We start from the raw sequence: 19559 nt of genomic DNA on the forward strand, positions 1-19559 counted from the left end.
AAATTATAAATGAGAGTGCTGATTGTTTTTCGGCACTCTTTTATTTATTTCTTATCTTTGCACAGCTAAAAACGCAATAAAATGTTAAATAATAAAAAAATTGCTGTAGATTTTGACGGAACGATTGTAGAGGATGCATATCCTTCAATCGGTAAACCTAAAATTTTCGCATTTGAAACCCTCAAAAAACTTCAGTCACAAGGCTTTAGATTGATACTGTGGACTTACAGACACGGGAAAACTTTGGACGAAGCAGTAGAATTTTGCAGACAAAACGGGATAGAATTTTATGCTGTCAATTCCAGTTTTGACGGAGAAGTTTTTGATCCTCAGACACAATCAAGAAAACTTGATGCAGATTGGTTTATAGATGACAGAAATCTGGGAGGCTTTCCTGGTTGGGGCGAAATTTACAATATCATCAACGAAAGAATTGAATTTCGCGTTGAAGGTAAAGAAGTTTTAGCTTATTCAAAACTTAAAAAAGAAAAGAAAAAAGGACTGTTCTGGTAAATCAAGAAATTAGAAGTTAGTAATTAGAAAATAGTTCTAAACGGTGCTTCAAATTTACTGGTCAGAAAATATAGATGTTTGCTGTTATTTAAAACTAATATCTAACATCTAATATCTAACATCAAAAATAAATGATTCAATTAAAAAACATAGACGAACTTCGTCTGATGAAGCAAAGTGCCCAGTTAGTTTCCAGAACCTTAGGAATGTTGGCAAAAGAAATCAAACCTGGAGTTACTACATTGCATTTAGACAAATTAGCGCACGAATTTATAAAAGACCATGGTGCACAGCCCGCTTTTTTAGGATATGGAGGTTTTCCTTATTCACTGTGTATTTCACCTAACGAACAGGTGGTGCATGGTTTTCCAAGCAAAGAAGAAATAAGGGAAGGAGATGTACTTTCTGTAGATTGCGGCGTTATTCTCAATGGTTTTGTAGGTGATCATGCGTATACTTTTGAAATTGGTGAAGTAAAACCAGAAACCCAAAAGTTATTAAAAGTTGCTAAAGAATCTCTCTATAAAGGAATTGAGCAGTGTGTAAGAGGAAAAAGGATAGGAGATATTTCTCATGCTATTCAAACACATTGTGAAAAAGAAGGATACGGAGTGGTAAGAGAGCTTGTTGGTCATGGAGTCGGAAGACAAATGCACGAAGATCCGCAGGTTCCGAATTACGGAAGACAGGGAAGCGGAAAAGTAATCAAAGATGGTTTGACTATCGCTATTGAGCCGATGATCAATCTCGGAACAGAAAAAGTAAAGTTTCATAACGACGGATGGACGGTTACTACGTTAGATAATCAACCTTCTGCACATTTTGAGCATGATGTGGCGGTAATTAACGGTAAACCTGTTTTATTGTCTACTTTCCAGTATATTTATGATGCTTTAGGAATTGTAACAGATGAGGAAAAAGCTTTTCAACTGGATTTTTAAATGAAAAAGCTGACTAAGTTTTTACTCAATAAAATTCCTCGTCCGATGCTTATTCAAATGAGTGTTTGGGCGAGACCGCTTATTTATCAGTTTTTTAAAGGAGATCAGTTTTTTGATCCTATTGACGGAAAATCATACAGGAAATTTCTTCCTTACGGCTATGGTAAACAAAGAGAAAATGCTTTATCTCCGGGAACTTTAAGCCTGGAAAGACATCGGCAGATGTACCTTTATCTGCAGAATGAAACCGATTTTTTTATTAAAAATTATAAAGTTCTTCATATTGCTCCCGAACAGGAATTTTTAAGAAAATTCAAACGAATGAGCAATATCAACTACATATCGGCAGATTTATATTCTCCGATTGTAGATGTAAAAGCAGATATTTTAGATTTGCCCTTCCCGGATGAAAGTTTTGACATCGTTTTTTGTAATCATGTTTTAGAACACATTCAGGATGATACCAAAGCTATGAAAGAGCTCTATCGTGTTATGAAGCCTGGAGGATGGGGAATTTTACAGGTTCCTATGAAAAACTCTTTAGAAAAAACTTATGAAGATTTTTCTATTACAGATCCAAAAGAAAGGCAGAAACATTTTGGACAGTATGACCATGTCCGATGGTATGGAATGGATTATTTTGACCGTTTGCAAAATGTCGGATTTGAAGCTGAAGCTAATTATTATTCTCAAAAGTTTTCTGACGAAGAAATCAAAAAATATGGTTTGAGAAAGAATGAAATTCTCCCGGTAGTATTTAAAAAATAAAAAATAGGCTTTAGAAATTCTGAAGCCTTTTTTTTAAAGGTTTTTCCTGAGATGTTCTAATGCATGAATGATAAGTTCGTCTTTTTTTGCGAAGCTGAATCTTATATAGTCTGAATTTTGTCTGGAGGTGTAAAAAGCAGATAAGGGCAGACAGGAGACTTTCTTTTCTATTGTAAGCCATTTTGAAAAATCAATATCTGTCATTGTTTTATTCAAGTTTCTGAAATTTACAATCTGGAAAAAACCGCCTTCTGCCTGAGATTCAATTTGAAGCGGAGTTTCCTTAATTAGATTGATAAAGATATCTCTTTTATGCTGCATCATTTCCTGGTTTTCTTTAGGATCGAAAACTTTTAGGTATTGTGCAATGGCATACTGACACGGCGCATTGGTACTGTAAGAGATGTACTGCTGATAACTTCTGAAATTTTTGAGCAGATTCTCATTGGATATGAGATAGCTTACTTTCCAGCCGGTTGCGTGAAACATTTTTCCAAAAGAAAAGATACAGAATGTTCTTTTTTTTAGTTCGGGATGAAGAAACGAGCTGTAATGATCTACAGAATCATAACAGTAAAGATCGTAAATTTCTTCTGAAATTAAATAAATTTCTTGGTTTTTAATCAATTCATAAAGCTGATTCCAGTCTTCTTTTTTCCAGATTTTTCCTGTAGGATTCTGAGGAGAGTTAACTATAATTGCTTTTGTCTTATCTGAAAAACATTTCTGTAATTTTTCCCAGTTTATACTAAAATCAGTTTCCAGATCATAATAAACAGGAATTCCGCCATTGATAACAATAGATGGTGCATAAGTATAATAAGAAGGCTGAATAACAACAACTTCGTCGCCAATATCTAAAATTGACTTTAAAGAAGTAAAAAGAGCAAATGTAGAGCAGGGCACAATATTAACCTCATTTCGATTAATGATTAAACTGTGCTTTCTTTTAGCATGAAGGTTTATAATTCCTTCAATGAGCATTTCATTTCCTGCAAGTGATTCATAACTGTGCGAACAATCATCTGCAGCTTCTTTGAGATAGTTACGTAAACGTACATCTACTTCAAAATCTGGCAGCCCTAATGACAAATCATAACTTTGATGTCTCGAAGCGAGTTCAGACATCTCAGTGAAAAATGTAAAATCATTAAATCCGTAATTATTTACCATAGGCTTTATCAAATATATAAAAAAATAGTTTTGCTAATACAGCTAAAATATTTTTAGTATTTTTAAACCAATAATTCTTAATCTGCTATTTTTTATTCAAAGCAGTCGTTTTTAAACAAATATTTATATGAGAAAAATACTAATACCACTTTTATCTGTAGTTATTTTAAGCAGTTGTGGATCCGCAAACGTTTCAGAAAGTACGAAAAAAACTGATGTTTCAAATTCAAGTAGTTTAAAAAATAATAAGGCTTTTAATTCTGCATATCAGCAAATTAAGATTGATGATTTGAAGAAAAACTTAACAGTAATTGCTTCTGATGAAATGGAGGGAAGAGACACCGGAAGTCCGGGGCAGAAAAAAGCGGGTGAGTATATGATCAACTTTTATAAAGATTTAGGTATTTCTTATCCTAAACAACTAGGTTCATATTACCAGAAAGTTCCGGCTTCATTTATGAAACAGAGAGGCGGCTGGAATTTGCCCGACTCAGAAAATATTCTTGCTTTTATTGAAGGAACTGAGAAACCGGAAGAAATTATTGTTATTTCTGCTCATTATGATCATGTAGGAAGTAAAAACGGTGTTGTTTATAACGGCGCAGACGATGATGGAAGCGGAACTGTTGCTGTGATGCAGATTGCAAAAGCTTTTCAGGCTGCTAAAAAAGCAGGAAACGGTCCTAAAAGATCAATTCTGTTTCTTCATGTGACAGGAGAAGAACATGGGCTTTTCGGTTCTGAGTATTATGCAGATCATCCTGTTTTTCCATTAGCAAATACCGTTGCAGATCTCAATATTGATATGATTGGTCGTGATGATCCCGAAAACAGAGGCAAAAATTATGTCTATGTTATCGGTTCGGAAATGTTAAGCTCAGAACTGAAAGTAATCAATGAACAAGCCAATAAAGCAACAAATAACCTTGAGCTGAATTATAAGTATGATGATCCTAAAGATCCGGATAGATTATATTACAGGTCAGATCACTATAATTTTGCCAAAAACAATATTCCTGTTGCATTTTTCTTTGACGGAATTCATGAAGATTATCACAAACCTACTGATGATGTCAGCAAAATAGATTTTTCTTTATTACAGAAAAGAACTCAACTTGTTTTTGCTACTGCTTGGGAACTGGCAAACCGAAAAGATAGAATTGTGGTAGACAAAAAATAGATTTTACTAAGTCAGAAGATGATGAATCAGCAAATTAAATCAGTCCGTCCATTTGTTGGAGCTAAAAACTTTACCGTCAGCAGAGAGTTTTATAAAGATTTAGGGTTTGAAGAAAATATTCTTCAGCCCAATCTTTCTGTTTTTAAAAAAGAAAATTTTGCCTTTTATCTACAGGATTATTATGCAAAAGAATGGATTGATAATACAATGATTTTTGTAGAAGTCGAAAATACTGATGATTTTTGGAAAGAATTATCTTCATTGAATTTGCAGGAGAAATACTCTGATGTAAAACTGGTTCCTGTGAGAATAATGGATTGGGGTAAAGAGTGTTTTCTGCATGATCCTTCAGGTATTTTATGGCATTTCGGAGAATTTTTTAATTAATGATCATATGATTTACGCTTTCGATACGTATTATTATGACAATTTCGCTAAAACAGTCTGTATCGCTTTTGAAAATTGGAATTCTGAAAAGGAAACTGCTGTTTACTCAGAAAACATATCCATTACTGCTGATTATGAAAGCGGTGCGTTCTACAAAAGAGAATTGCCATGTATTCTTCATTTATTGAAAAAAATTAATTTAAATGAAGGAGATGTGATAATTGTTGATGGCTATATGAGCTTAAACTCAGAGGGTAAGTTAGGCTTAGGAGGTTACCTGTTTAAAGAACTTGATGAAAGATGTCCTGTTGTTGGAGTTGCAAAAAATAAATTTTCGGAAGAAAATATCAACAGAGCAGAAGTTTTACGGGGTAGAAGTAAAATACCTTTATATGTAACTGTTACCGGAGCAGATATTTCAGAAATTCAAATAAAGATTCAGAAATGCATGGTGAATTCCGAATCCCGTCACTTCTCAAAAAGCTGGATCAGCTAACCAGAGTCAGCCAATAAAAGAATCCGCTCTTTAGAAGCGGATCCAGTAGATAAATACATCTCATTTTTTAAATTAGACAACAACAAAAAAGCACAGCCGACGATGCTGTGCTTAAATTTTTATTTTAAATTTAATTGCAATTCCGGAATCGAAAAAAGCAAAATTTAGATACATTGGATTTGTTTTACATAGTAAATTTAGAGATAAATATTGATAAAATATTTAAACTGAATGTTAAAATTCACATTTTATCAACATAAAAATATGAATAATTATTTTTAAATATAAGTGAAATACATAATAAAAGATTATTATTAGCTTTTTAACTTATATTTTTTATTTATAAGTATTAATGATTATATTTGCAGAATGATTGCCGTCATCACCGGAGATATTATCAATTCGCAGCAGTCTGCGACAGAAGTATGGATTACCAGACTTAAAAACCTTCTCGAAAATTGGGGAAGCACTCCGCAAGCATGGGAAATTTACAGAGGTGATGAGTTTCAGCTGAAATGTAAAATAGACGATGTTTTCTGGTATTTCTTAGCCATAAAATCATTAATCAAGAGTCAGGAAAATTTAGATGTAAGAATTGCCATTGGCATCGGACATGAAAATTTTTCGTCCGAAAAAATCACAGAATCTAACGGCTCTGCGTATGTAAACTCGGGAAGACTTCTGAATGAACTTAAAAGTGACGGACATACTGTTTCAATAAAAACATCTAATGACCGTGTGGATCGTGATCTGAATATTCTATTGAAATGGGCATCCAAAGATTTTGATAACTGGACAATGGCTACTTCGGAAATCGTTCACGAAATGATCATGAATCCCAACAGTACACAGGAAGATTTAGCAAAAAAATTTAACATTTCACAGTCTTCTGTAAGTCAAAGGCTGAAACGCGCCAATTACGAACTCATTGTAGAGACTAATCAATATTTTAAAAAGAAAATTTCAGAACTGTAAAATGATTTTTGTTCAGCTCATATTGGCGCATTTACTTGGAGACTTTATTCTTCAGCCAAATTCATGGGTTGCAGAGAAAGAAAGCAAAAAGCTGAAAAGCAAATATTTATACCTTCATGTTCTCATTCACACGATTCTGAGTTTCATTTTCCTTTGGAATACCGAACTTTGGTGGATTGCCGTTTTGGTAGGGTTTTCACATTTTATTATTGATGCTGCAAAGCTGAGCTTCCAGACGGTAAAATCTAAAAAATCATGGTTCTTTATTGATCAGGCTTTGCATATTGCAGTGATTGCAGGAATTTCCTTTTATTTCAATGAATTTAATTTTGATTTTCTTAAAAATCAGGAGTTTTTAAAAATCATTATGGCAGCTTTGTTTTTAACGACACCGGCTTCCATTTTCATCAAGATATTATTGTCTTCGTGGACTCCGGTTTCCGAAACTCAAAACAATATACAGACTGAATCTTTATCAAGTGCCGGAAAATATATCGGGATTTTAGAACGATTATTGGTTTTCACCTTTATTGTAGTCAATCATTGGGAAGGCGTAGGTTTTATGATCGCTGCGAAATCTGTTTTCAGATTCAGTGATCTTGCTCAGGCAAAGCAGAGGAAGTTAACCGAATATGTTCTTATCGGAACTCTTTTAAGTTTCGGAATGGCAGTTTTAACAGGAATTTTAGTTAAGTAATATATCAATCTAATAAAAGTAATTGTAGAAATGGAAAAGAAAGAAATGTTGTACGAAGGTAAGGCAAAACAGGTTTTTGCAACCGATAATCCTAATGAAGTAGTGGTGCGTTTTAAAGACGATGCTACTGCATTCAATGCTCAGAAAAGAGGGTCTGTAGACCTTAAAGGAGAGATGAACAATGCGATCACCACTCTTATTTTTGAATATCTGAATGAAAAAGGGATTAAGACTCATTTCATTAAACAACTGAACGAAAGAGAGCAGTTGGTAAGAAAAGTATCTATCATTCCTTTGGAAATGGTGGTAAGAAACTATTCCGCTGGAAGCATGGCTCAGAGATTAGGAGTGGAAGAAGGAATAAAATCTCCGGTTACCATCTTCGATATCTGTTACAAAAAAGACGAATTGGGAGATCCGCTTATCAACGATCACCACGCAGTGTTCTTAGGTGCGGCAACGTATGAGGAACTTGATGAAATGTATGAATTAACTTCAGACATCAATGAAATCTTAATTGATCTTTTCGATAAAATGAACATCATCCTTGTAGATTTCAAAATTGAATTAGGGAAAACTGCAGATGGTGAAATTATTCTTGCTGACGAAATTTCTCCTGATACATGCAGGCTTTGGGACAAAGATACTATGAAGAAACTGGATAAAGACAGATTCAGAAGAGATCTTGGTGAAGTTACCGAAGCGTATGTTGAGATTTATAACAGATTGAAAGCTGTTCTTAACAAATAAATGTAGAGTAAGCAGATGTAAATTTATTTAACATAATATTTAAATTTACATCTAACTGAAGATCTACAAAAAATCTATATAGAAATAAAAATGAAAAGTTTAGACATTCATAAAAGTGAATATTTAAAACAATTTGAAACTCAAACCTACGGAAGAAATCTTTTCAGAACGCAGGAAGAAGAAAGATTAGACGCTCCCAACGAAGAGTGCGGTATATTCGGAATGTATTCTGATAATGATCTGGATACATTTTCTCTTTCACAGTTCGGGCTTTTTGCACTTCAGCACAGAGGGCAGGAAGCTTGTGGTATTTCTGTTCTTAAAAACGGAAGAATTACCAATATGAAAGATGAAGGTCTGGTTTTGGATGTTTATAAAGAGATCGCAGATCCTGAAACTTTTATGGGAAATTCTGCCATCGGCCACACCCGTTATACAACTGCAGGAGACAAAAAGAAATATAATTTCCAGCCTTTTTTTGCTAAAAACGAATATGATCAGATTATTCTTTCAATTGCACACAATGGAAATTTAACCAATGCAAAAGAGCTGAAAGCTGAGCTGGAAGCTGAAGGTGTTGTGTTCAGAGCAACTTCTGATTCTGAAGTGATTTTAAGATTGATTCAGAAAAATCTTGATCTTGGGCTTCGCGGAGCGATCAAAGCGACCATGGAAAAGATTGAAGGAGCTTATTCTGTAGTCGGAATGACGAGAAACAAATTCTTTGCATTCAGAGATTTCAACGGAATCCGTCCTTTGGTTTTGGGAGCAATTAACGAAAATTCTTATGTGGTTGCTTCTGAATCTGTAGCACTGGACGCTGTTGGAGCACAATACGTACGTGATATTTTACCGGGAGAAATTATTTATACCAATGAAAATGAGCCTGGAAAACTTCACTCCATTATGGTTGATGAAGCAAAAGCAAAACAAAGAATCTGTTCTTTTGAATATATTTATTTTGCAAGACCCGATTCTTCACTTGAAAACATCAATGTTTACGAAATCAGGGAAAAATCAGGAGAAAAAATCTGGCATCAGGCTCCTATAGAAGCAGATGTTGTGATTGGTGTTCCGGATTCCGGAGTACCAGCTGCAATTGGTTTTTCCAAGGCTTCAGGAATTCCTTTCCGTCCGGTTTTAATTAAAAACAGATACATCGGAAGAAGTTTCATCGTACCGACTCAGGAAATGAGAGAAAGGGTAGTAAACCTTAAACTGAACCCGATTATTTCTGAAATTAAAGATAAAAGAGTGGTTATTATTGATGACTCCATCGTACGTGGAACTACTTCAAAAAGACTGGTTAAGATCCTGAAAGATGCAGGAGTGAAAGAAATTCATTTCAGAAGTGTTTCTCCACCGATTATTGCGCCTTGTTATTTAGGAATTGATACGCCATCAAAAGACGATCTGATTTCTGCCAATATGACTACGGAAGAACTGAGAAAATATTTAGGAGTTGATTCTTTAGAATTTTTGAGTGTTAAAAATTTAAAAGAGATTTTAGGTTCTGCCAATCACTGCTTCGGATGTTTTACTGAAGAATATCCGGTGGGAAAAGGAGAGGAAGTGGAGTTATTTAATTAAAAAGATCTCAAAGATCAGATATTCCTAAAAAAAGTTTATTGAAATTGTTTCAATAAACTTTTTTGTTTGTTGTTCTTTTACATATAATTAATCATTCGCTTGTTTATCACCCACAATATTGATGCTTGTAGGAGTTACCAAAGGAATTTTGATTTCGTCTAATTTAGTTTTAATCTGTGATAAAGCATTACTTTTTACCTGAACTATATTGGCTCCAACAGCTAGCCAGAATTTTACCTGTAAAGTGAAATTTCCTTGTTTGTAATTAGTAAAATTCACCTCTGCTGTTTCGGGACGGTCAGTATTTGGCAGATTTCTGATCACTTCTAAAATGCTGTTTTGTGCCTTATGGATATCTTCATCTGCCGGAATTTCAAAATCTAATATGATTCTTCTTTGCGGAGAAGCAGAGATGTTGTAGAAAGGTGCATTGAATATGACCTGATTGGGAATATATGCTTTTTTACCATCATCAGTGATAATTTTTGTTGTAAGAAAGCCAATATCCTGCACTGTTCCGGAGTGATTTCCTATTGTGATATAATCGCCTGTTTTAAATGCTTTGTCTATACCAATCAGCATTCCTGAAAATATACTTGATACAAGATCTTTCAGGGCAACTCCTGCAATAACTCCTGCCACTCCCAGGCTTCCGATAAATTTCCATAAAAAGCTGCTGAAGCCCATGATTTCCAATGCAACAAAAGTACCCAGAAGCATGATAATGAATCTGAAAATTCCGATAATAGTGACTACAGAACCTTCCTTTTTGCTGTTAGGAAAAATTTTGTGCATAAGATTTACTGCAGCTTTACTCAGGTATTTGCTGAACATCAGAAAGAATGAAAAGACGATGATTCCGACTACCAGTTTCGGAGTAAACTGTGCAAACTTCACATACCAGTTCTCTAATACGCGGTATACCATGTCAAAATAGCTGCGACTGGTTTTTTCCATATTTTTTTTTAACAAAAATATAAAATTCTTTAAAATTATTTTGTTGGTTTCAAAAAGTCTATTAAATTTGTAGACTAATAAAACAAAATATTATGTCAATTAAATTAGGAGATACAGCACCGGATTTTCAGGAAGAATCCAGTTTGGGAATAATCAATTTTTATGATTACTTAGGAGATTCCTGGGGAATTTTATTTTCTCATCCTGCAGATTTTACGCCTGTGTGTACTACGGAACTTGGTTTCACTTCAAAACTTCAGTCGGAATTTGAAAAAAAGAATACGAAAGTTATTGCATTAAGTGTAGATGGAGTAGAAGATCATAAAAAATGGATTGAAGACATCAATGAGACCCAGAATACATATGTGCAATTTCCTATCATAGCAGACAAAGACCGGAAGATTTCTGAGCTTTATGATTTCATTCATCCTAATGCTTCAGCTACGGCAACCGTTCGTTCTCTTTTGATTATTGACCCGGAAAAAAAAGTAAGACTTATTATTACCTATCCAGCTTCTACAGGCAGAAATTTCAATGAAATCAGCAGGGTTTTAGATTCATTACAATTGGTAGATGAATATAAGGTGGCAACACCTGTTAACTGGACAGATGGTGATGATGTAATTATTCCGCCTGCTGTTTCTACTGCCGATGCAGAAAAGCTTTATCAAAAAGGTGTTAAAGAAATCAAACCTTATTTAAGATACACACCTCAGCCAAACAAATAGCAATTGGTTTTTTTATTTATTATATAGTTTAGTTTTAATTGAAAAAGCGGCTCGGAATAATTTCCGAACCGCTTTTGTTGTTTATTTAATAATAGTTTATTCAATATTATTGAGCATCGTTTGCTATTTGTTTAGCTTTTGATGTTGGGATAAAGATACTGAAACCTACATTAAAAGTAATGTTAGAGTTTAAACCTTCATTACCAAAACCTGTCTGTCCTCTGTATTTTACCAAACCTTCCAAACCAATGTTCGGAGTGATAAAATAAGAATAACCAGGACCTACACCAAAGTCAAAACCTGTTGTAGAGTTTCCGTTTTCTACGCTGCGACCTCCTAGACCTGCATTAGCTTCAAAAAACCAACGACCATGATTTAATAAATTATCAACACCTTTTTCACCTGGTGAAAGATAATATCTTCCTAAACCACCAACTCCGTAAATGAACTCAGTCGGGCTGCCGTTCGTAACTTTATTGATACCTAGATCTACATATCCACCGACAGCAACATTATCTTCAATGAAATATGCACCTCTTGGCTGAATCTGAATGTTATATCCACCTCCTGTATTCAATCCAAAATTACTTGAAATCAAGCTGCTTCCAACCATCCAGTTACCTCTTTGGATCTGTGCATTTGCTGTAGTAGCTAATCCTGCAACGGCTAATATTCCTGTAAGAATTAGTTTTTTCATAATTTATAATTTAATAATTAATGTTTACTATTTTGAATAAATTATGAAACACAATTAATGTGCCAAACCATCCTGTTATGAAGCTTTTTAATAAAAAACAGTCAATTTTGTCATAATATACTTATGTGGAAAATTGAAGTTATTTTTAATGATATGATAATTTAAATCAACAATAAAACCACAGCAGCAACAAGCCCTGCAACTGTGAATTTAATTCCACGTTTGAATGCTTTACTTTTTGGGTTAAACATCCAGAAGCTTGATATAACGAAGAAAAAGAGACAAATCCCGAAAAATGCATTTAGAGGCGAAAATCTATCTTTAGACTGAGATTTGTGAAGTTTTGCCATTTTATCCAAAATGAAAGGCAGCTCTTTTTTTGTGTATTTTGCTTCTCCTGTTACAGAGTTATAAGTTCCCTGTTTGAATTTAAGAATGGTTCCTTCTGTTTTTTCAACCTCAAAATTCTTAATTTTCAGTTCTTTACCAAGCGCTTTTTCATCAAGATTTTTTTCGATGATTTTTTCATATTTTTTTTCTTTTTTAAGAAAGTCGGTATCTCTGTAAATGAGCAAGACGCCACTTACAGCGTAAATTGTCATAATGCCTGCCATGAAATACCCCAGATATCGGTGGGTAATTCTCATGAAACTTCTTGTGTCTTTAATCTTATCCATGTATTGTTTTATTTCAAATAGTAAAAGTGGAAACCTCAAAATTCAGTTACCACTTTCCAATAATTTATCTTGTTGAACTTAGAGTTTATAGGTTAATGTAAAATAATAGTTTCTTGGTGCAATTGGGTTTACAGAATAATTTTCGTGTACATTGTAGTTTACTGTGTCAAAAAGATTACCCACTCTTGCCTGGATCATGAATTTTTTCCATTCATAAGCTGCTGATAGTGATACAGTAGTGTAGTCATCCAACTCAAAAACTCTGCTTATACCGTTTCTTTTTTGTAAGCTGTTGGCACCGGTTTTTGTGTCGTTCCATCCTGCAAGTCTGTCACCTATGTAATATATTCCGGCTCCAAATTTTAATCCGGGAACAAATTTTGTGAATTTATAAAATACAGATGCATTTGCTGTTGTAGCAGGAGTTCTTACTAATCTTTGGTTTTCAACATACCCAAACATTTCCGGAGTATCCAGATAAACAGAATGGTTATATGAAAAACCACCAATAATAGATAAATTTTCATTAGGATTGCCTGTAATATCCAGTTCAACACCTCGGCTTCTCATTTTTCCTGCAAAATCTTTTGTAAGACCTGTAGGATCTATAGGGTTGCCATTGTCATCCAGTGCATTCTGGTAATAATTTCTGTAGAAAATCTGATAAACTGTCAGGTTAACTGCTAATGAATTATTCCAAAGATTTTTTTTGGCACCCACTTCGTACTGATCAATATTAGTAGGAGTAAGAGCTTCATTATTTCTTAGCTTCCCAACATTGGCTGCAAACGAATTGGTATATGTGGCAAATGCAGAAAAGTTATCATTAGGCATATACACGAAACCTAATTTTGGTGATATTGCCTGATCTGATGAAGCTGAATTATCTACCAGCTTTTTAACTTCTTTAGAATCAATACTTACCAAACCGTTTGTTACGGTTTTAAATGCAGTATTAATGGTAGGCATATTTTCAATATATGACCATCGTAATCCGGCAATTACTTTGAATTCTTTAGTTAGGCTGATAAAATCCTGAGCATAGACACCAATTCTTCTCGTATTGATTCTGTTTTTTTCTAATTTTTCTGAATCAGGCATATTTCCACCTATCCATGATTCTGGGTTGTCAAGATAAAGCAGACCATTGCTGTTCCCATTGGTTCCGTAAAGATAACTTGTTCCGTAAGCACGTCTGGTGGTGGGATTAAAGTAGCTGTATGCGTCGGCTGTACCATAATCTGCATCAGTTCCGAATAATACTTTATGATTAATTTTTCCCGTATTAAACTCTCCATTCAGATTTACCTGTGCAGACGTATAGTTTTGTTCATTATAGGTTCTGTTCAATGGTCTCTTCCATGTCAGTCTGTCGCCTACATAGCCCCACTGAACTCTTTCTGTTGAAAAGTAATCTTTTGTATAGTTCTGATAAGAAGCTGTAGCATTTAGAGTCCATCTTTCGCTGAACTGATGATTAAAAGTAACATTGGTAGTAGCCTGTTCTACATTTTGAAATTGCCAATCTGTTCCTAAAAACGAATTTCTTGGCAGAAGATTATTTAATTTAAAAGTATAACCATCTCGCTCGGTAATAGCTCCAATTCCAAAATCAGGAGTGAAATCATTCTTAAGATAATCTGCTTCAATGATTAATTGCGATTTTTCACTCAAATTAAAAAGAAATGAAGGATTAAAATAATATTTTTCCGATTGTACTACATCTCTGAAACTTTCAGCATATTCATAGGTTCCATTAACTCTGAATGCAGCGTTTTTTGAAAGCGGACCATAAATATCAACCATTGGTTTATAAGAATTCCAGCTTCCGGCGTTCATTCCTACATTTCCTCCGAAATTAAATCTCGGTTTTTTAGTAATCATATTAATAACACCACCTGCAGCAGTATTTCCGTACAGCATTGCATTAGCACCTTTCAAAACTTCCACTCTTTCCAAGCCTGTTACTTCTGGAAAAACACCGCTGTTGACTCTGGAACCATTTTTGAAAATATTGTCATTTCCTAAGATAAAACCTCTTCCTCCAAAGCTGTCCTGTGAATTTCCTCTTGAGGAAGTTACATAAATACCATTTACATTCTGAAGAACATCACTTAGCTGTTTTGCCTGTTGCTGCTCAATGATTTCGTGAGTTACAATAGCGATCGGCTGAGGAGTTTCCATCATCGTAAGATTAGACTTTGTAGATAAAGGTCTCGCTTTGTTGGGGTTTCCTGTCTTATGAAGATTCACATCTTCAATAGTTTGAATTTTAAGGGTATCACTTTCAATATATTTCAGCTGCGCATCCAAAGAAATGGTTGCGAATATTAATCCTATTGTTGCAAGCTGCTTTTTCATGTTCGTTTTATTGTTATTTAGAGCGGTTTTAAATAGTACGCAAATGTAAATTATTATTTAGAATTAATAAAAACTATAAAATGATATTTATCATTAATTGGTTATTTAGAAAATAGGATGTTTCCTGCTTTTATGAGGATTCAAAGGGAATTATAATATCTTTGTTAAAAATTTAGAGTATGCAATTAATTAAAGCAGGACTGTGTGCGTTTGGAATGAGCGGTAAAGTTTTTCATGCTCCGTTTTTGAAAGAACATCCTGGCTTCTTTATTTCAGCAATTGTTGAGAGGAATAAGAAAGAATCTAAAGAAAAATATCCTGATGCAACTATTTACCGCTCGGTGGAAGAGATGCTGAATCGTGCAGATATTGATCTGGTTATCGTAAATACTCCCGTTCAGACACATTTTGATTTTGTTAAAAAAGCTCTACAAGCAGGAAAAAATATTGTTGTTGAAAAGCCTTTTACTGTAAATGCTGCTGAAGCTGAGGAATTATCGGAATTAGCCAAAGAAAAAGGGTTATTTTTAAGTGTCTACCAAAACAGAAGATTTGACAGAGATTTTCTAAAGGTGAAAGAAATTCTGTCGGGCGGAAAGCTGGGTGAATTGAAAGAGGTAGAAATTCGTTTCGACAGATTCAGAACTGAAGCAGGAGGTAAAGAACATAAAGAAAATCCGAATCATAAGGGTTCCGGAGCACTTCATGACTTAGGAGCACATCTTATAGATCAGGCAACTTTGCTTTTTGGGTTTCCTGATAAGATTTTTGCTGATGTTTTTTCGATGAAAGGGGAGAATTTTGCCAATGATTATTTTGAAATTTTACTCTATTATAAAAATCATTTTATCGTACGATTAAAATCAAGTACATTTTCTAAAGAAGCCCATTATGCTTACAGTCTTCATGGTTCCAAAGGCAGTTTTTTGCAGGAGCGAAGCGACAATCAGGAAAATGAACTGATTGCAGGAGCCATTCCTGTTTATGGAAAAGACTGGACAAAGCCTTTACAGCAACAAGATGGAATTCTCAATTTTGTTGATGAAAATCAGAAAACCGAGCGGATTCTCACATTAAGCGAGCCGGGAAACTATATGAACTATTACCAGCAGATTTACGAACATATTGTTTTTGGATACCCGCTGCCATCGCCTGCCGAAGAAATTATTCAGAATATGCAAATTATTGAAGCAGCGATAGAAAGTGCTAAAGAAGAAAAAGTGGTTTATTTATAAGGTTTTAGGGTTGGGATAATAAGAGAGTTTTGATTTGCCAAAAATAATTGATAAACAAACTCTTTTGGTCTAAAAAAACAGCCTTTCCGACTCTAAAACTCTCAAAAACCCTTTATTTCAACTATGCTTCTCCTAAGATTTCCTGAAGTTCCAGCCATCTCATTTCGTGATTTTCAAGCTTTTCTGAAATTGTTTCGAGTTCTGCTGACAAACCTGCTATTTTTTCATAATCGGTTTCATTATTAAGCTTTTCTAAAATTTCAGCTCTGTTTTTTTCGAAATCCGGCATTTCCTTTTCAATTGTTTCGAGCTCTCGCTGCTCTTTGAAAGAAAGTTTCTTTTTTGCGGTAACAGGAGGATTGGCTGCAGGAAGTTTTTTTTCAGGAGTTTCGGTTTTATCCTCTGTTTTTTGATTTCCTGATTCAGTTTTTTTACTTTCTCTGTATTCGGAAAAGTTTCCGGTAAAGTCTTTAATTTTTCCGTTGCCTTCAAACGCCAGAATATGATCTACGATTCTGTCCATAAAATACCGGTCGTGGGAAACGATAATCAAAGAACCCTGAAATTGCTGTAAAAAATTTTCTAATACCGTTAAAGTAGGAAGATCCAGATCATTGGTAGGTTCGTCAAAAATCAAAAAGTTTGGATTCTGATACAGGATATACATCAGATGCAGTCTTCTTTTTTCTCCTCCCGAAAGTTTGGAAATAGGAGAGTACTGCGTTTGGTCATCAAAAAGAAATAATCTTAAAAACTGCGATGCAGAAAGACTTTTTCCGTTGGCTAAAGGATAATGTTCTGCTACTTCTCTGATGAAATCAATCACTCTTTCATCTTCTTTATACTGAAGTCCTTTTTGTGAAAAATATCCAAAATGGATGGTTTCTCCGGTTTCAATCTCTCCGTTGTCAGCTTTTTCAAATCCCTGAATGATATTTAATAAAGTAGATTTCCCGGCTCCGTTTTTACCCACAATACCCACTTTTTCACCTCTCTGGAAAGAATAACTGAAGTCTTTCAGCAAAACTTTGTCTCCAAAACTTTTATCAATATTTTTGAGCTCCAGGATTTTGTTTCCTAATCTTTTCATTTCAAAATCAAGTTCTAGACCTTGTTTCCTGGTATCAGTTTTAGCAACTTTTTCCGTTTCGTAGAAAGAATCAATTCGTGATTTTGACTTAGTAGTTCTGGCTTTCGGCTGTCTTCTCATCCATTCCAGTTCCTTTCTGTAAAGGTTGTTTGCTTTATCAATGGTGGCATTCAGATTATCTTCACGAATCATTTTATTCTCAAGATATGTTGCGTAAGCCCCGTTATGAACATATAAGTTCTGATCTTCCATTTCCCAGATAGTATCACAAACACTGTCGAGAAAATAACGATCGTGAGTAACCAACAGTAATGTTATTTTTGCCTTATTCAGATAGTTTTCCAGCCATTCTACCATTTCAACATCCAGGTGATTGGTTGGCTCATCCATAATCAATAGAGTATGGCGGTGTTCAGCTCTGGTCGCTGTTAAAAGTTTTGCCAAAGCTACACGTTTAATCTGTCCTCCCGAAAGATTTCCCATTTTGGCATTCAGGTCTGTAATTTTGAGCTGAGAAAGAATCTGTTTCATTTCGTTTTCCAGATCCCAGGCTTTATGCACTTCCATTTGCGCCAAAGCATTTTCTATAAAATCGGTATCAGTAGAATGCAGAGATTGATGATAGTTTTTCAGTGCCTGAATCGGTTCAGAATCCAGCGTCATCATATATTCATCAATGGTGAGCTGAGAATCAAAATCAATTTCCTGATCAAATAAAACTACCTGAATATCTTTGTTGATAATTACAGTTCCGCTGTCCGCAATTTCTTTACCCATCAAAATTTTAAGAAGAGTAGATTTTCCGCTGCCGTTTTTGGCAACAATGGCAATTTTATCCCCTTCATTGATATTAAAACTGATGTTTTTAAATAAAGTCTTTATTCCGTACGATTTGGTAAGATTCTCAGCAGCAACGTAATTCATCTGATATATAAATTTTGTGCCACAAAAGTACAAAATATAAAAATCTGCCGACAACAAAAAACATTTTAGTTTCGATTCGTTAGTGCTTAAATCTAACCTTAAAAATAATTATCCCGAAAAACAATATTAACTTATAATGAACGATCAATCTGCTTTTTTCATCGCAGCACTTGCGGTAAATCCGTGTATGGCAATAGAGAGAAGAATGGTAAATAAAACCAATGTCCATAATTCATTTTCATTTTCAAAATCAAATTTAGAAAGAGCAAAAGAGAGATAAAACACAGATCCCATTCCACGGATTCCGAAAAAACCGACTACAAGTTTATCCCGAAAGTTGAGTGTGTTTTTTCTGAGTGCTATCCAGCCGAATAACGGACGTAATACCAGAAGAAATACAAGACCAAAACCTACTGTTTGCCATGTTATATTTTCTAAACTTCCCATCACCACACTTCCTCCAAGCAGAATAAGTAGAATACACAACAGAAGTCTTTCTATCTGATCAGTAAAAGAATGAAGCTCATCATGATATTCATGTTTTTTCTCGTAATGACGGAAGGTAACGGCACATACAAAGACCGAGATGAAGCCGTATCCTGAGATGAGTTCGGTACATCCATAAACTAAAAGTGTAGCAGCTACCGCAAGAAGTCCGTCACTGGTTTTCAGGAATTGGTATTTTTTTGCAGCATCAAATACTATATATCCCAGAGTTTTTCCTGCTATAAATCCGATAAGGAGTCCTATTCCTATACGGTAAATTACATCATACGTAAACCATTTGAAAAAGCTTACGTCATGCCCAGACGTTGAAAAACTGATAACTACGGCAAGCCATGAAAAAGGAAATGCCACTCCATCATTAATTCCTGCTTCTGCTGTAAGAATAAATTTTGTCTTACTTGTATGTTTTTCATTGGGAGGTCCCACCTGTACATCAGATGCCAAAACGGGATCTGTAGGAGCCAGAACTGCTCCCAGTAAAACTGCTGAAGCCAAACCCAGACCTAATATATAATATCCTAAGAGAAATACAGCAGAAATACATAAAAGCATTGTTATAAAAACCAGCTTTAGCGGAGAAGACCAGTTTTTAAAAGAAAATTTCTGATCAATTTTTAATCCTGTGCCCATTAAGGAAATAATAACAATAAGCTCAGAAAGGTGAAGCGTAAAATCAAGATTATCTCCGGGAATGGGGTTGGGTAAATGTTGTGGAAAAAGTAAATAAATAAGACCTCCAAATAAGACGTAAAATACAGAATAAGAAATTCCTGTATATTGAGATAGTTTTGGCATCCAAACCATTAAAAATGCTGCAAGACCTGCAAAAGTTAATATTAATACATAATCCATCCTGTAATTGTAATCTGGTTTAAAACAATATTCCAAGCAAATTTTCAGCCACAATAAATAA

General features: G+C 34.5%; 19 protein-coding genes. 12 read left to right on the plus strand and 7 right to left on the minus strand.

Annotated features, from left to right (window positions below; translation table 11 throughout):
- Window positions 1–81 precede the first annotated feature (81 nt).
- The 3 genes from AC0NBN_RS03215 to AC0NBN_RS03225 all read left to right on the plus strand — a co-directional run bounded on the left by AC0NBN_RS03215 (window position 82) and on the right by AC0NBN_RS03225 (window position 2222).
- Window positions 82–513 (plus strand): BT0820 family HAD-type phosphatase, encoded by a 432-nt coding sequence (locus AC0NBN_RS03215; protein ID WP_130913247.1) that lies wholly within the window; start codon window positions 82–84, stop codon window positions 511–513.
- A 131-nt stretch (window positions 514–644) separates the two neighbouring features.
- Entirely contained in the window at window positions 645–1454 is an 810-nt protein-coding gene (map, locus tag AC0NBN_RS03220; protein WP_160811593.1) for a type I methionyl aminopeptidase, read from the plus strand.
- Window positions 1455–2222 (plus strand): class I SAM-dependent methyltransferase, encoded by a 768-nt coding sequence (locus AC0NBN_RS03225; protein ID WP_160811594.1) that lies wholly within the window; start codon window positions 1455–1457, stop codon window positions 2220–2222.
- Between the two features lie 33 nt (window positions 2223–2255).
- Here the strand turns inward: AC0NBN_RS03225 and AC0NBN_RS03230 are convergent, their stop codons facing one another.
- Entirely contained in the window at window positions 2256–3395 is a 1140-nt protein-coding gene (locus AC0NBN_RS03230) for an aminotransferase class I/II-fold pyridoxal phosphate-dependent enzyme (RefSeq protein ID WP_160811595.1), read from the minus strand.
- Between the two features lie 127 nt (window positions 3396–3522).
- Between AC0NBN_RS03230 and AC0NBN_RS03235 the strand changes: the two genes are divergently transcribed.
- From AC0NBN_RS03235 to purF, 7 genes are all read left to right on the plus strand, one after another.
- Window positions 3523–4575 carry a M28 family metallopeptidase gene (locus AC0NBN_RS03235; RefSeq protein ID WP_160811596.1) on the plus strand — a complete coding sequence of 351 codons (1053 nt, stop codon included), beginning with the start codon at window positions 3523–3525 and terminating at the stop codon, window positions 4573–4575.
- Between the two features lie 18 nt (window positions 4576–4593).
- Window positions 4594–4962, plus strand: a complete 369-nt coding sequence (locus AC0NBN_RS03240) for a VOC family protein (protein ID WP_312343246.1) — start codon at window positions 4594–4596, stop codon at window positions 4960–4962.
- Window positions 4963–4969: 7 nt separating this feature from the next.
- Window positions 4970–5458 carry an endonuclease V gene (locus AC0NBN_RS03245; protein WP_474466992.1) on the plus strand — a complete coding sequence of 163 codons (489 nt, stop codon included), beginning with the start codon at window positions 4970–4972 and terminating at the stop codon, window positions 5456–5458.
- Between the two features lie 369 nt (window positions 5459–5827).
- Window positions 5828–6433 carry a SatD family protein gene (locus AC0NBN_RS03250; RefSeq protein WP_143883714.1) on the plus strand — a complete coding sequence of 202 codons (606 nt, stop codon included), beginning with the start codon at window positions 5828–5830 and terminating at the stop codon, window positions 6431–6433.
- A gap of 1 nt (window position 6434) precedes the next feature.
- Complete coding sequence (locus AC0NBN_RS03255) at window positions 6435–7130, plus strand: DUF3307 domain-containing protein (RefSeq protein ID WP_143883715.1); 696 nt, start codon at window positions 6435–6437, stop codon at window positions 7128–7130.
- Between the two features lie 30 nt (window positions 7131–7160).
- Complete coding sequence (gene purC, locus AC0NBN_RS03260; RefSeq protein ID WP_089741268.1) at window positions 7161–7880, plus strand: phosphoribosylaminoimidazolesuccinocarboxamide synthase; 720 nt, start codon at window positions 7161–7163, stop codon at window positions 7878–7880.
- Between the two features lie 90 nt (window positions 7881–7970).
- A complete protein-coding gene (gene purF / locus AC0NBN_RS03265; protein WP_160811597.1) occupies window positions 7971–9470 on the plus strand; it encodes an amidophosphoribosyltransferase in 1500 nt (499 codons plus the stop codon).
- Window positions 9471–9557: 87 nt separating this feature from the next.
- Here purF and AC0NBN_RS03270 read toward each other — a convergent pair whose 3' ends face one another.
- Window positions 9558–10427 (minus strand): mechanosensitive ion channel family protein, encoded by an 870-nt coding sequence (locus AC0NBN_RS03270; protein WP_143883717.1) that lies wholly within the window; start codon window positions 10425–10427, stop codon window positions 9558–9560.
- A gap of 92 nt (window positions 10428–10519) precedes the next feature.
- Between AC0NBN_RS03270 and AC0NBN_RS03275 the strand changes: the two genes are divergently transcribed.
- Window positions 10520–11155 carry a peroxiredoxin gene (locus tag AC0NBN_RS03275; protein ID WP_160811598.1) on the plus strand — a complete coding sequence of 212 codons (636 nt, stop codon included), beginning with the start codon at window positions 10520–10522 and terminating at the stop codon, window positions 11153–11155.
- 106 nt (window positions 11156–11261) lie between these two features.
- Here the strand turns inward: AC0NBN_RS03275 and AC0NBN_RS03280 are convergent, their stop codons facing one another.
- The 3 genes from AC0NBN_RS03280 to AC0NBN_RS03290 all read right to left on the minus strand — a co-directional run bounded on the left by AC0NBN_RS03280 (window position 11262) and on the right by AC0NBN_RS03290 (window position 14890).
- Window positions 11262–11852 (minus strand): porin family protein, encoded by a 591-nt coding sequence (locus AC0NBN_RS03280; protein ID WP_143883719.1) that lies wholly within the window; start codon window positions 11850–11852, stop codon window positions 11262–11264.
- A 161-nt stretch (window positions 11853–12013) separates the two neighbouring features.
- The gene (locus AC0NBN_RS03285) at window positions 12014–12529 is read right to left on the minus strand and encodes a hypothetical protein (RefSeq protein WP_143883720.1); all 516 of its coding nucleotides are present in this window, start codon (window positions 12527–12529) and stop codon (window positions 12014–12016) included.
- Between the two features lie 78 nt (window positions 12530–12607).
- Window positions 12608–14890, minus strand: a complete 2283-nt coding sequence (locus AC0NBN_RS03290) for a TonB-dependent siderophore receptor (protein ID WP_160811599.1) — start codon at window positions 14888–14890, stop codon at window positions 12608–12610.
- Window positions 14891–15069: 179 nt separating this feature from the next.
- On the opposite strand from AC0NBN_RS03290, the gene AC0NBN_RS03295 reads away from it, so the two are divergent.
- The gene (locus tag AC0NBN_RS03295) at window positions 15070–16125 is read left to right on the plus strand and encodes a Gfo/Idh/MocA family oxidoreductase (protein WP_160811600.1); all 1056 of its coding nucleotides are present in this window, start codon (window positions 15070–15072) and stop codon (window positions 16123–16125) included.
- A gap of 121 nt (window positions 16126–16246) precedes the next feature.
- Here the strand turns inward: AC0NBN_RS03295 and abc-f are convergent, their stop codons facing one another.
- Together abc-f and AC0NBN_RS03305 are read right to left on the minus strand one after the other, a co-directional pair.
- A complete protein-coding gene (gene abc-f / locus AC0NBN_RS03300) occupies window positions 16247–18139 on the minus strand; it encodes a ribosomal protection-like ABC-F family protein (protein WP_160811601.1) in 1893 nt (630 codons plus the stop codon).
- 144 nt (window positions 18140–18283) lie between these two features.
- Window positions 18284–19498: a cation:proton antiporter domain-containing protein gene (locus AC0NBN_RS03305; protein ID WP_160811602.1), complete on the minus strand. Its 1215-nt coding sequence runs from the start codon at window positions 19496–19498 to the stop codon at window positions 18284–18286.
- Window positions 19499–19559 lie beyond the last annotated feature (61 nt).

The organism is Chryseobacterium sp. L12, assembly GCF_056133985.1.